General features: G+C 67.3%; 11 protein-coding genes. 7 read left to right on the top strand and 4 right to left on the bottom strand.

The annotated features are described in order from the left end of the window. Nucleotides 1-52: 52 nt before the first annotated feature. Entirely contained in the window at nucleotides 53-2332 is a 2280-nt protein-coding gene (gene clpA, locus ACTT2I_RS07860) for an ATP-dependent Clp protease ATP-binding subunit ClpA (protein ID WP_088435097.1), read from the bottom strand. A gap of 372 nt (nucleotides 2333-2704) precedes the next feature. Beyond that, on the bottom strand, nucleotides 2705-3037 hold the full coding sequence (clpS, locus tag ACTT2I_RS07855; protein ID WP_121036775.1) for an ATP-dependent Clp protease adapter ClpS: 333 nt from the start codon (nucleotides 3035-3037) through the stop codon (nucleotides 2705-2707). Between the two features lie 94 nt (nucleotides 3038-3131). On the opposite strand from clpS, the gene ACTT2I_RS07850 reads away from it, so the two are divergent. From ACTT2I_RS07850 to ACTT2I_RS07825, 6 genes are all read left to right on the top strand, one after another. After that, nucleotides 3132-3596 carry a hypothetical protein gene (locus ACTT2I_RS07850; protein WP_421100333.1) on the top strand — a complete coding sequence of 155 codons (465 nt, stop codon included), beginning with the start codon at nucleotides 3132-3134 and terminating at the stop codon, nucleotides 3594-3596. A 1-nt stretch (nucleotide 3597) separates the two neighbouring features. Continuing rightward, nucleotides 3598-4059, top strand: a complete 462-nt coding sequence (locus tag ACTT2I_RS07845) for an NUDIX hydrolase (protein ID WP_293981192.1) — start codon at nucleotides 3598-3600, stop codon at nucleotides 4057-4059. Continuing rightward, nucleotides 4056-5195 carry a tRNA 2-thiouridine(34) synthase MnmA gene (mnmA, locus tag ACTT2I_RS07840; RefSeq protein ID WP_088435093.1) on the top strand — a complete coding sequence of 380 codons (1140 nt, stop codon included), beginning with the start codon at nucleotides 4056-4058 and terminating at the stop codon, nucleotides 5193-5195. The genes ACTT2I_RS07845 and mnmA overlap by 4 nt, the downstream gene beginning before the upstream one ends. Then, a complete protein-coding gene (gene hflD / locus ACTT2I_RS07835) occupies nucleotides 5192-5806 on the top strand; it encodes a high frequency lysogenization protein HflD (protein WP_088435092.1) in 615 nt (204 codons plus the stop codon). Before mnmA ends, hflD begins: the two co-directional genes overlap by 4 nt. Nucleotides 5807-5961: 155 nt before the next feature. Continuing rightward, nucleotides 5962-7152, top strand: a complete 1191-nt coding sequence (locus tag ACTT2I_RS07830; protein WP_088435091.1) for a methyl-accepting chemotaxis protein — start codon at nucleotides 5962-5964, stop codon at nucleotides 7150-7152. A gap of 98 nt (nucleotides 7153-7250) precedes the next feature. Then, nucleotides 7251-7547: a hypothetical protein gene (locus tag ACTT2I_RS07825; protein WP_421100334.1), complete on the top strand. Its 297-nt coding sequence runs from the start codon at nucleotides 7251-7253 to the stop codon at nucleotides 7545-7547. 215 nt (nucleotides 7548-7762) lie between these two features. Here the strand turns inward: ACTT2I_RS07825 and ACTT2I_RS07820 are convergent, their stop codons facing one another. After that, nucleotides 7763-8290, bottom strand: coding sequence for a hypothetical protein (locus tag ACTT2I_RS07820; RefSeq protein WP_421100335.1), 528 nt, complete (start codon nucleotides 8288-8290; stop codon nucleotides 7763-7765). After that, nucleotides 8287-11073, bottom strand: a complete 2787-nt coding sequence (locus ACTT2I_RS07815) for a bifunctional diguanylate cyclase/phosphodiesterase (RefSeq protein WP_293981202.1) — start codon at nucleotides 11071-11073, stop codon at nucleotides 8287-8289. Before ACTT2I_RS07815 ends, ACTT2I_RS07820 begins: the two co-directional genes overlap by 4 nt. Nucleotides 11074-11223: 150 nt before the next feature. On the opposite strand from ACTT2I_RS07815, the gene ACTT2I_RS07810 reads away from it, so the two are divergent. Next, nucleotides 11224-13329 carry a PAS domain-containing sensor histidine kinase gene (locus ACTT2I_RS07810; RefSeq protein WP_088435087.1) on the top strand — a complete coding sequence of 702 codons (2106 nt, stop codon included), beginning with the start codon at nucleotides 11224-11226 and terminating at the stop codon, nucleotides 13327-13329. The last annotated feature ends 1 nt before the right edge of the window (nucleotide 13330 follow it).

Here is a 13330-nt window from a genome sequence, read left to right as displayed (position 1 = left end):
AAAGCCCCCTTGCGGGGGCTTTTCGATCAGGCCGCCGATACCGGCCGCTCGATCAGACGGTCGCCGGCAGCAGACGCTCCGGCTCGGCCTCGGTCTCGACGAACAGCTGGTCGTCGCGGACATCGATGCTGACCTTGCCACCGTTGACCAGTTTGCCGAACAGTAGTTCGTCGGCGAGCGGACGCTTGATCTTGTCCTGGATCACGCGGGCCATCGGGCGGGCACCCATCAGCGGGTCGAAGCCATGGTGGGCCAGCCAGTCGCGCGCGGTCGGGGTCGCCGACAGGCTGACGTGCTTTTCCTGCAGCAGCATTTCCAGCTCGATCAGGAACTTGTCCACCACGCGCAGGATGTGCTCGAAGCCCAGCGCCTGGAACTGCACGATCGCATCCAGACGGTTGCGGAACTCCGGCGTGAAGCTCTTGCGGATCACTTCCATCGCGTCAGTGGCATGGTCCTGGCGGGTGAAGCCGATCGAACGCCGCGAGGCCTGGGCCGCACCGGCATTGGTGGTCATCACCAGCACCACGTTCTTGAAGTTCGCCTCACGGCCGTTGGTGTCGGTCAGCACACCGCGGTCCATGACCTGCAGCAGGATGTTGAATATATCCGGGTGGGCTTTTTCCACCTCGTCCAGCAGCAGCACGCAGTGCGGGGTCTTGACGATCTTCTCGGTCAGCAGGCCGCCCTGGTCGAAGCCGACATAACCCGGAGGCGCACCGATCAGGCGGCTGATCGAATGCGACTCCATGTACTCGCTCATGTCGAAGCGGACCAGTTCGATGCCCAGCTGCAGCGCGAGCTGCTTGGTCACCTCGGTCTTGCCCACGCCGGTCGGGCCGGAGAACAGGAAGTTGCCGATCGGCTTTTCCGGATTGGCCAGGCCAGAACGGGCCAGCTTGATCGCCGAGGACAGCGTCTCGATCGCCGGGTCCTGGCCGAAGATCACCATCTTCAGGTTGCGCTCCAGATGCTGGAGCACGTCCTTGTCGGTGGCGCTGACCTGCTTGGCCGGGATCCGCGCCATCTTGGCGACGATGGTCTCGATTTCCTCGATGTCGATCAGTTCCTTGCGCTCGCCATCGGGCAGCAGGCGCTGGCGGGCACCGGCTTCGTCGATCACATCGATCGCCTTGTCCGGCAGCAGGCGGTCGTTGATGTGCTTGACCGACAGGTCCACGGCGGCCTGCAGCGCGTCATCGGCGTAGGTCACGCCGTGGTGTGCTTCGTACTTGGGCTTGAGGCCCTGCAGGATTTCGTAGGTTTCGCCCACGGTCGGCTCGACGATGTCGATCTTCTGGAAGCGACGGGCCAGCGCCCGGTCCTTCTCGAAGATGCCGCGGTATTCCTGGAACGTGGTCGAGCCGATGCAGCGCAGCTCGCCGGAGGCAAGGGCCGGCTTGATCAGGTTGGAGGCGTCCATGGTGCCGCCCGAGGCCGAACCGGCACCGATGATGGTGTGGATCTCATCGATGAACAGCACCGCGTTGGGCAGCTTCTTCATCGCGGTCAGCACGCCCTTCAGGCGCTTCTCGAAATCACCGCGGTACTTGGTCCCGGCCACCAGGGCGCCCAGGTCCAGAGAGTAGATCACGGCGTCGGCCAGCACATCCGGCACCGAACCTTCCACGATGCGCTTGGCCAGGCCTTCGGCGATGGCGGTCTTGCCCACGCCGGCCTCACCCACGTAAAGCGGGTTGTTCTTGCGGCGGCGGCACAGGACCTGGATGGTGCGCTCGATCTCATCGGCCCGGCCAACCAGCGGATCGATCTTGCCGTTGCGGGCCTGATCGTTGAGGTTGCTGGCGAACTCGGCCAGGGCATCGCCCTTGCCTTCGCCTTCCGCTCCTTCGGTACGCCCTTCACCATCGGCAGCCGGCGGCACTTCGCCCTCCTCGCCCAGCTTGGCGATGCCATGGGAGAGGTAGTTGACGATGTCCAGCCGGGTGACATCCTGCTGGTTGAGGTAGTACACGGCATGCGAGTCCTTCTCGCCGAAGATCGCGACCAGCACATTGGCGCCGGTGACTTCCTTCTTGCCCGAGGACTGCACGTGGTACACCGCGCGCTGCAGCACGCGCTGGAAGCCCAGCGTCGGCTGGGTATCGCGCCCATCATCTTCGGCCAGGCGCGAGACGGATGCCTCGATGGCCTGCTCCAGTTCCTGGCGCAGGCGCTCGGCATCCGCACCGCAGGCCTTGAGAACGGCCTGGGCGGACGGGTTGTCGAGCAGTGCCAGCAGCAGGTGTTCCACCGTCATGAATTCATGCCGGGCCTCACGGGCGCGCTTGTAGCACTGTCCGATGGTGTGTTCGAGGTCTTTACTGAACATGATTAACTCCGGCGGCAGTTAGGAACAATATGCGGCCAACCTTCACGATTTCCATCACCCTAGCGGATCAGTGCGTTCAGACGGCGTTAGCACTTGGGCGATCCCGCCGGGCTGTTCGACGCACCTCCATCATGCACGAACTTACGGCCACGAAATGGCAGCTTCAACGTGATGGGGATGTCATGGCGATCCACCGGTACATCCGGGGCGGGCAATAGACCGCCAGGACCTGGCGACCGTGCCGCACGCCCGAACCGCCGGGACCGGGCGGGCGCAGGCTGGACGCACGGCGTGTCGAGCCATGCGCCGGAGAGCGTTGTCTGTGGAACAGTGCGGATTGCAGGCACGCGCAGTGCCGGCCCGCACGACCGGTCAGCCGCTGGCCTTTTCCATCGTGCACAGCAGCGGATGCTGGTTCATGCGCGAGAATTCGTTGACCTGGGCGACCTTGGACTCGGCGACCTCGCGGGTGAACACCCCGCACACGCCGCGACCGCGGGTATGCACGTGGAGCATCACCTGGGTCGCCTGGTCCAGATCCATCGAGAAGAAATGCTGCAGGACCGTCACCACGAAATCCATCGGGGTGTAGTCGTCGTTCAACAGCATCACCTGGTACATCGGCGGTGGCGCGACCTCGGGGCGTGCAGGCTCAAGCAGCACGCCATGGTCGTGATGAGTTTCGTGGGAAGTCTCGCGGGGCATCCCCACATTATAGGCCCCCGGCCCCGGGATTGGACGTTGCCCCCTGCCGCCCTTCACAATCTGCACTCTCCAACCAGATCTTCACAGGGATTTCATGAAAAGGATTGCTGCCGCACTGCTGCTGGCCGTGACTGCCACCGGCGCCCATGCGGCCGAGCCGGACAAGGCGGTCGGGCGCGCGCTGGACACGCTGAAGTACACCTACGAGGTGGACGAGGACGGCGACTACAAGATGGTCTTCGACATGGATGATGGCCGCAGCCAGCTGGCGTTCGTGCGCTCCACCGTCGAGGAATTCGGCAAGCACAAGATCCGTGAGATCTGGTCGCCGGCCTACAATTCGCCGGGCAAGCAGTTCCCCGCCGCCGTCGCCAACCGCCTGCTCGAAGATTCGCAGGACGCCAAGATGGGCGCCTGGGTGAAGCAGGACCACCTGGCGATGTTCGTGGTCAAGGTGGACGCCAACGCCACCCCGGAAGCGCTCAGCGACGCCATCGATGCGGCCATCCGCACGGCGGACGCCATGGAGCTCGAGCTGACCGAGCAGGACGAATACTGAGGTGAGTGCCGTGCAGGAACCGCGTTGGACGCCCCATGTCACCGTCGCCACCGTGGTGGTGCGTGACGGGCGTCTGTTGCTGGTCGAGGAGGCGATCAACGGGCGCCAGGTGCTGAACCAGCCTGCCGGTCATCTGGAGCCGGACGAAAGCCTGGCCGCCGCCGCGGTCCGCGAAACCCTGGAAGAAACCGGCTGGACGGTGCGCTTGAGCGCCTTCATCGGCACCTACCAGTGGACCGCCCCGGACGGCACGCCGTTCCTGCGCTTTGCCTATGCCGCCGAGCCGGTCTCGCACGATCCCGGCCGCCCGCTGGACGATGGAATCCTGCGCGCGGTCTGGCTCACCCCTGCCGAGCTGAAGGCCGACCCGGGCCGCCTGCGCAGCCCGCTGGTCTGGCAGGTGGTCGCCGATTACCTGGCTGGCCAGCGCCATCCGCTCTCCATCGTCAAGGAGGCCGCATGAGCACCCCACGGATCATGGTCGGCGTCTCCGGCGGCGTGGATTCCTCGGTCGCGGCCTGGCGGCTGGTCCAGCAGGGCGAGCCGGTCGCCGGTCTGTTCATGCAGAACTGGGCCGATGACGGCAGCGGCGACTGCCGCGCCGAGGATGACCGCCGCGATGCCGTGGCGGTCTGCGGTCTGCTCGGCATCCCGTTCCACTTCCGCGATTTCTCCAGCGAGTACTGGCAAGGGGTGTTCGAGCACTTCCTGGCCGAGTACGCCGCCGGCCGCACGCCCAATCCGGACGTGCTGTGCAACCGCGAAGTGAAGTTCAAGCATTTCCTCGATGCCGCGCGTGAGCTCGGCGCCGAGCGCATCGCGACCGGGCATTACGCCCGCATCGCGCAGGTCGGCGGCCGCTGGGCGCTGCTGCGCGGCGCCGACCGCAGCAAGGACCAGAGCTACTTCCTGCACCAGCTGGGCCAGGAGCAGTTGGCCGCCACGCTGTTCCCGATCGGCGATCTGCAGAAGAACGACCTGCGCCGGATCGCCCGCGACGCGCGCCTGCCGACCCACGCCAAGAAGGATTCCACCGGGATCTGCTTCATCGGCGAGCGTGACTTCCGCGAGTTCCTCGGCCGCTACCTGCCGGCGAAAACGGGCGAGATCCGCGATCCGGATGGCGCCCTGATCGCCGAACATCCCGGCGTGTTCTATTTCACGCTCGGCCAGCGCGAGGGCCTGAACATCGGCGGCGTGCGGGGCCGGCCGGCGGCGCCGTGGTATGTGGTGGGGAAGGACGTCGCCAGCAACGTGCTGTACGTGGACCAGGACCGCGAGAGCCCGTGGCTGCAGTCCACCCGGCTGCACTCCGAGGCCGCCCACTGGATCGCCGGCGCCCCGCCCGCGCGCCGGTTCGAGTGCACCGCCCAGACCCGCTACCGTCAGCCCGACGAGCCGTGCACCGTCACGGTGCGCGACGATGGCACCCTGGAGGTGCGCTTCGCCCGCCCGCAGCGTGCCGTCACCCCCGGTCAATCGCTGGTGTTGTATGACGATGAGGTCTGCCTCGGCGGCGCCGTCATCGCCGCCACCGATGCCCCCTTGGAACAACGCCTTCGCGCCACCCCTTCTCCTTTCGAGGTATCTGCTGCATGAGTTTTTCCGTCGACGACCGCGTTCTTGCTCTGGCCGGCATCGCCCAGGCCCTGCAGCAGGTACGCCGCATCGCCGAAACCGGCCACTCCGAAGCCGCCGTGGTCCGCACCGCGGTGGACAGCGTGTTCCGCATCGATGCGGCCAGTCCGCAGGAAATCTACGGCAGCGCCAGCAATGTCGCCCCGGGCCTGCGCCTGCTGCACAACTACCTGAGCAGCCAGGGCCAGGACGAGCACCTGCCGCGCTTGGCCTTGTCGGTGCTCCAGCTTGAGCGCCGGTTCGTGCGCGAGCACGAGATCGTGGCCAAGGTCAGCGCCGGGATCGAGCGCGCCCAGGCCAAGGCCAGCGAGCTGGGCGACAGCGCCCACCCGGACGTGCTCGCCGCGCTGGGTGGCCTGTACGCGGACACCATCAGCAACCTCAAGCCGCGGGTGATGGTCCAGGGCAACCCGCACTACCTCGGCCAGGCCGGCGTGGTCGCCGAGATCCGCGCCCTGCTGCTGGCGGCGGTCCGCTCGGCGGTGCTGTGGCGCCAGACCGGCGGCCAGTACTGGGACTTCCTGTTCTCCCGCAAGACCATGCTCGAAGCGGTCGCGCGCCAGCTGCGCTGAGCCGTGGTACCGGGGCCGCCGACGGATCGGCGGTCCCCTGCTGCACCCGTTTGGATCGAGGCAGGTGCCTCTCCATGGGATGAAAATTACGCGGACGGCTAAAGCAAACCGGGGTACGGCCGATACAGCATCCGTGCACCTCCCCGAGAACGTCCATGTACTCACGCCTCTTCATCCGCCTGGCCGCCCCCCTGGTCCTGACCCTTCTGCTTCCCTTTGCCATCGGCTTCGAGTGGCCAGCCGCCCTGCGTTGGGCGATCCTGAGCACGATGACGCTCAGCTGGCTCGGGTTTGCCTGGTGGAGCGCCCGCGCCCAGACCCAGCGTTCGCCTGAGCAGGCCCGCATCCTGCGCGAGCAGGACCAGCTGCTGACCGAGCTGCGCTCGTTCGTCGGCAACGAAATCGACGGCTCGCGTGGCGAAGTCGAACGTGCCCGCGACCTGATCCGCCATGCGGTCGGTGGCCTGGGCAGCAGCTTCGATGCCATGAACCGCAAATCGCGCCAGCAGAGCCAGGCGCTGGCCCGCATCGTCGACCGCGCCGGTGAAGAAGGCGGTGCCGGCGTCGACGTGGCCCGTTTCGCCCAGCACGCCAGCCAGCGCATGGAGCAGCTGGTGGAGGCGCTGGAGCAGGTCAGCGGCCAGAGCAGCAACACCGTGCAGCACATCGACCAGATGGCACAGCACCTGGATGGCATCTTCGCGCTGCTGGAGGACGTCAAGTCGATCGCCGACCAGACCAACCTGCTGGCCCTGAACGCGGCCATCGAAGCGGCCCGCGCCGGTGAAGCCGGTCGTGGCTTTGCGGTGGTCGCCGACGAGGTCCGCAACCTGTCCGAGCGCTCGACCACCTTCAACGAGCAGATCCGCAAGCTGGCCCACAGCTCCAAGGACGCCATCGCCAAGGTCCGCGAGACGGTCTCGCACATGGCCTCGCGCGATATGGACCGCTCCCGCGAAGCGCGCCATGAAGCAGCGCAGATGCTGGACAACGTGGCCCAGATCAACGCCTCGCTGGGTGATGGCATGCGCGAGATCTCCGAGTGCGGCCGTGCCATCGACAGCAGCGTCGCCGAAGCCGTGCGTGCCCTGCAGTTCGAAGACATCGCCACCCAGGCCCTGGGCGGCGTGCACACCCACCTGGACCGCCTGACCGCGATCAACCGCGAAGCGGTCGCCCTGCAGGAGCTGCTGCATCGCAGTGGCGGCGTGTTCGACGAGGAAGTCGTGACCGCCCTGCAACGCACCGGCACCCGCCTGCGCGACATGCGCACCGAGTGGGAGCGCCCGCCGCACAAGGCCGTCGCCCAGCAGAGCATGGCCGCCGGCGCGGTCGAACTGTTCTGATCCAGATGTCTCGTGCCGAACCCGGCACAGCCAACGGCCCCGGTTTCCCCGGGGCCGTTGCGCTTGCACGACCCGCCTTGGCTGCAGATGATTACCCGATGTTGAACGCGTCCGTGTTGTCCGTTGCATCCGTTGTCCCCGCCGAACTGGAGCCGGCGGTGCAGAGCGGTGACCCCGTTGCAGCGCCTGCCGCTGCGGCAGCGCCTATTGCCCCGCTGCAGGGCCGCGCCCTGATCGCACGGCTGGAGCAGTTGGCCCTGCAGGAACTTGCCCAGCTGGCCAAGCGTCCCTCGCCTGCCATCGCCACCCTGCCCTCCCCGGTCGAGCCCGCCCTCGCCGGCCTGGCGTGGGATCTTGGCCTGAGCGGTGATGATCTGGATGCAGCGGCGCGCTGAAGGCGATTCGCTGAGGATCGCAAGCGGCCAACGCGTGGAGCACCTGTCGCTCTGTGACGCTCGATGACGGTGACTTGCGTAGTGCGTAGTGCGTAGGCGAATTGCGACGCGGCGGATCGACACCGATATCGCTGCCGATCACCATCAGGCGCCTGTTTGCCTGGAAAGACGTAATGGCGGGGTCTACCTGCCGGCGCTCTGCTGCATGGAGGATGCTAGGTTCCGGGCCTGCCAGTACGCTCGCGCGAGATGATTCCGGAAAACACCCCGGCGCCGATCGCCGCAAAGCCGAAGGCGAACAGATACTTGAAGGGCACCAGGAAGGTGATCGCTGTCTTGACTCCGCCTGGAATCGAAGAGATGGCCAGCAGATAGCTGCGGCGCTCATAGACGCCCTCCAGGCCGGTGTAGACCAGCGAGGAGCAAACGATGAGGAGTACCGCGGCGGTCGCTTTGAAACGGTCGCTATGGCGGCCACGCCGTCGATACATCAGAACCAGCATCGCGATGTTGCTGATGAACGAGAAGATGCCGAGGTAGATCAATTCATCCAGAACAAGAAAGGCCACGGGCGGCAGACGTCGAGCAATTTCAACCCATATGCCGCATCCGATCAGCGATACCGTCCACGCCCACTGGACAATCGCGAGCTCCCGCCGATTACTGGATTGAGTGAGCCACTCATCCAGTCCGTTCCAGAGGCGCCGTGGCAGTGCCGGCTCAGGCGGCGCGGCGTCGCTCAAACGGCATGCACCACGGCCGGCGGCTCACCAGCACGTAACGATGCGCCACCCAGCTTCAACCACTGTGCCAGGTCACGCGGCGCCAGCGGGCGCGAGTACAGGTAGCCCTGGATCTCATCGCAGCCCTGGCGGCGCAGCATCGCCTCCTCCTGCTCGGTCTCCACGCCTTCGGCGACGACCTTCATGCCCAGCGCGTGGCCCAGGTGCACGATCGCCTGGGTGACCTCAGCGGTGCCGGCATCGTGCAGCATGCCCTGCACGAAGCTGCGGTCGATCTTCAGGCGGCCGACCGGGAAACGGTTGAGGTAGTGCAGGTTGGAGAAGCCGGTACCGAAATCGTCGACGGCCAACGGCACGCCGTGGCGCTCCAGTACATCGAAGCAATGGCGCAGCACATCGGTGTCACGGATCAGGGCGGACTCGGTCAGCTCCAGTTCCAGGCGCTGCGGCGGCCAGCCGTGGGCGTGGCAGATATCGATCACGCGCTCGGCAAAGCCGCGGTCGCGCAGCTGCACGGCCGAGACGTTCACCGCCACGCGGTCGAACTGCAGGCCGGCCGCGTCCCACGCGGCGGCCTGGCGGCAGGCCTCAGCCAGCACCCAGTCGCCGATGCGGACGATCTCGCCGCACTTCTCGGCAATTGGAATGAACTCGGCCGGGCTGCAGTAGCCGATGCCGGGCCGATGCCAGCGCAGCAAGGCCTCGATGGCTGGCGGCTGGTCGTTCTCGGCATGCAGCAGCGGCTGGTACGCGAGCGTGAACTCTTCGCGCTCGATCGCGCCGAGCAGTGCGTGCTCGATCTCCAGCTTGCGCTGGATCTTGGCCAGGGCGTCCTGGCTGTAATACTGGTAGGTGTTGCGCCCGGCTTCCTTGGCCGCGTACATGGCGGCATCGGCGGCGCGCAGCAGCGATTCGAAATCTTGGCGGCTGTCGTCGAGCATGGCAATGCCGACGCTGGCGCCGACCTTCAGCGTGCTCTCGCCGCGGTGCAGCGGCTCGGCCAGCGAAGCAATCAGCTTGCGCGCGACGTGGCCGGCGTCTTCCGGCGCGGCCAGGTCGCGCAGCACCACGATGAACTCGTCGCCGCTGAAGCGGCCGAACAGGTCGTTGTTGCGCAGGCTCTGGTGCAGCCGCGAAGCGGCCGCCTTGAGCAGCGCATCGCCGGTGGCGTGACCGAAGGTGTCGTTGATGGTCTTGAAGCCATCCAGATCGATGAACAACATCGCCAGCGGGCTGCCGCGATCACGGGCCACCTCGATGGCGTCGGCGGTCTGCTCGCGCAGCAACATGCGGTTCGGCAGACCGGTAAGCAGGTCGTAATGGGCCAGCAGCTCGATGCGCTCGTTGGCTTCGCGCTCGCGGGTGATGTCACGGAACAGCACCACGAAGCGGGTCGGCAGGCCGTCGCGGCGGTCCAGTTCGATCAGCACCTGCACCCAGATGCGCAGGCCGGATTGCCGGTAGAAGCACAGGTCCAGCTGCTCGGGCAGCCCGCCCTCGGCGATCCGCAGCAGTGCGGCCTCGAAGGCGTCGCGCGAGTCCTGGGTGTACAGGCTCAGCGCCTGGTCCAGGCTGATCGGCTCTTTGCGCAGGCCGTGGATGCGGTAGCACTCCTCGGTCCACTGCATGTGGCGGGTGCCCACCTCGATCTCGCAGCCGCCGATACGGCCCAGGGCCGAGACGCGGTTGAGCAGTTCGGTACGCCAGCGGATCAGCGCATCGGTCTGGTGTTGTTCGGTGATGTTCTGGACCTGCCCGAGCAGGCGCTGGATGCGGCCATCCGGCCCGATCAGCGGCTGCATCCACACCCGCAGATGAAGCGCGCCGCCGTTGTCACGGATCAGCTCCAGCTCCAGCGTGGTGGCCGCCCCGTCGCGCCACATCCGGCGCCAGGCGCCACGCAGTCGGCCGCGGGATTGCGGCTCCAGCTGACGCAGCCAATGACGTCGGCCATGCAGAGGGTCGTCGCCGGTCTCCAGCAGCGCCCGGAACTCCGGCGACCACCAGAACTCGCGCGCCTGCGGATCCCAGGACCAACTGCCCATGCTGGCAATACGCTGGGCTTCGCGCAGGTGCACCTGCTGCTCACGCAGCTGGGCTTCCATCTGCTTCTGGGCCTGGATGTCGGTATGGGTGCCGACCATGCGCAGTGGCTGGCCGTCGGCCGTGCGGGTCACTACGCGGCCACGGTCCAGCACCCAGCGCCACTCGCCATTGGGGTGGCGGGCACGGAACTGGGCGGTATAGGCCTCGCTCTCGCCGCGCAGATGCGCATCCATCGCTACGCGCACCGCCGGCTGATCGTCCGGGTGGACGTTCTCCAGCAGCGCGCTGACGCCCTCGGCATTCGTGTGCGAATCTTCCACGGGCTGGCCGTCCCAGCGCCGTGAGCGGCGCACGCTGTCGCTGGGCAGGTCCCAGTCCCACAGTCCGTGTCCGGCATGATCCAGCGCCACTTCCCAGCGGCTACCCGCGTAGGCGGCGACCGGTTCGGGCACGCTCAGGGTGAACGCCAGCAGGTGGCCATCCGGATCGTGCACGGCGCGCATCCAGCCATCGAAACGACCACCGGGCCCGCCGGGAAGCTGGCAGGGCACCAGGCCGCCATCCGCCGCGAGCAGACGCAGGTCTTCCAGTACCTCGCCGTATGCGGCAACCGTTGCCGGCAGGCCGTGCTCGCGCGCGGCCGGATTGGCGGCGATCGGACGACCGGCACGGTCGAGGATCACCAGCGCAGAGGCCAATGGGTGCTGCAGCAGACTCGCGATAATCCCTTGGTCCACGCCCTGTAACTCCGATAACGCACCCGACAACCGGGGAACGCAATCGTTAACGGCGGAGATTGCGGATTATTGAGTTCCCTCGCGTCCTGCATCCTCACCCGGGGCAGGTAAGATGGCACTCGCCTTGACCGATTGGCCCCGCCCTGCCCCATGCCGACCCACCTGCCAGGCCCTTCCGAACCCGCTGCCGACACGCCCCTGGCCCGCGATCTGCGCCGCGACCGCTGGCGCGTGGTGGTCGCCTATCTGGTGCTGGCCCTGGTATGGATACTGTGCAGCGATGCCGCAGTCAAAGTGGTGGCTGGTGATCTGCAGACCGCCGCGCAGTGGCAGACGCTCAAGGGCACCTTCTTCGTGGTCGCCAGCGCGGCGCTGATCTATCTGCTGCTGCGCCCGCTGGCTCAACACGTACTGCATACCCACGCACGGCTGGAGAGTTCGGAGACCCGGCACCGGCAGATGTTCGAAGGCAATCCCGGCCCGATCCTGGTCTACGACCTGGAGTCGCTGGCGATCCTGGACGTCAACCCGGCCGCGGCGAGCTTCTTCGGCTTCAGCCGCGAGGCCTTCACCGCGATGCCGATCACCGCGTTGTGGCCGCCCGGACACGAGGCCATGCTCGAGGCCAAGCTGGATCACATCCGCGCCAACCCGGAACAGCTGTGCGTGATCACCGCCGACCTGCGCCTGAGTGACGGCAGCACCCGGCGCATGGAAATGCGCAGCAATTTCATCGATTACGGCGGCCGTCGCGCGCGCCTGCTGATCGCGATCGACCGTACCCGCGAAGACCAGGCCCTGTTGCGCCGCGACCAGGCGCTCGCCCGGGTCGAGGAAGCGCACGAGATGGCGCGTATCGGCGCGTGGGAGATCGATCCGGCCACCGGCCTGGGCCGCTACGCCAACCAGGTGTATCGCCTGCTTGGCCGGCGCGCGCCCGAAGCCCGGCGCTGGCACCGGTTCGACGAACTGCTGGTGCCGGCCGATCCGGCCACGGCCGCACTCAGCGAACAGCTGTTGCAGGAGATGAGCTCCGGCGAGCCCGTGCAGATCGATGTGCTGCTGCCGCTGCTGGCAATGGACGGGCGCGCGCTGATGGTGCACCTGCGCGCCGAGAGCGGCCAGGACGACGCCGGGCGCCCGCGCGTGCTGGGCACCCTGCAGGATGTCACCGAGCGCGAGCAGTCGCGGCGCCTGCTGCGTGAGCGCGAGGAGCAGTTCCGCGAGCTGGTGCGCGTGCTTCCGGACGGCGTGGTGATCCTGTCCGAGGAGCACGTGCTGTACGCCAACGCCTGCGCCGCGACCCAGTTCGGCTACGGCCACAACACCCTGCTCGGCGAGCCGCTGGCGGCGCTGGTGACCCCCGACGACCTGCCCCGCGTGCGTGCGCAGCTGTTTGCCCAGTTGCCCCTGCAGAGCGCTGGCGCAGGCGAAGTGATCGGCATGCGCCGCTTCAACGGCCAAGCCTTCCAGGCCGGCCTGGCGGTGGGCGATGTGCGCTACGGCGGGCGCAACTGCAAGCTGTTGATCGTGCGTGACCTCAGCGAGCCCGAACGCATCCGCGAGGCGCTGGAAACCAGCAACCGTGAGCTGCAGGCGATGGCCGGGCGGCTGTTCTCGCTGCAGGAAGACGAACGCCGCGCGATCTCGCGCGACCTGCACGACGACATCGGCCAGGCGATCACCGCGATGAAACTGTCCGCCTATGCCGCGCAGGACGAGCAGGATGCCGCCCGCCGCGATGAGGACCTGGCGCAGATCATCCAGTTGGCCGACGCGACCGTCGGCAAGCTGCGCGACATCTCTACCCTGCTGCGCCCGCCGCAACTGGACGCGCTGGGCCTGGAAGCGGCGCTGCGCTGGCAGGCGGGCGTGCTGTTCCGCTCGGCGGCGATCGAACTGCTGCCGGACATCCAGTCGCTGCCGCGGCGCCCGGCCGGCGACATCGAGCAGGCCTGCTTCCGCATCGCGCAGGAGAGCCTGACCAACGTGCTGCGCCATGCCCGCGCCAGCCAGGTCAACCTGCATCTGCGCGATGTGGACGACCACGGCCTGCACCTGCAGGTCCGCGACGATGGCGAAGGGTTCGACCCGGACGGCCCGCGCGGGCTGGGCCTGATCGTGATGCGCGAGCGCGCGCAGAGCGTGGGTGGCACATTACGCATCGAATCGGCGCACGGCGCCGGTACCCTGATCGACCTTTACCTGCCGTACCGCGCCACCGGCGCGACGGCTCACGACACCCTGGAACACTGAG

The sequence above is a fragment of the Stenotrophomonas sp. PUT21 genome, from assembly GCF_052232875.1.
In the GTDB taxonomy this organism is placed as follows: domain Bacteria; phylum Pseudomonadota; class Gammaproteobacteria; order Xanthomonadales; family Xanthomonadaceae; genus Stenotrophomonas; species Stenotrophomonas maltophilia_N.
The sequence above is the reverse complement of the archived record's forward strand: the minus strand, read 5'-3'. Positions and strand labels throughout refer to the sequence as shown.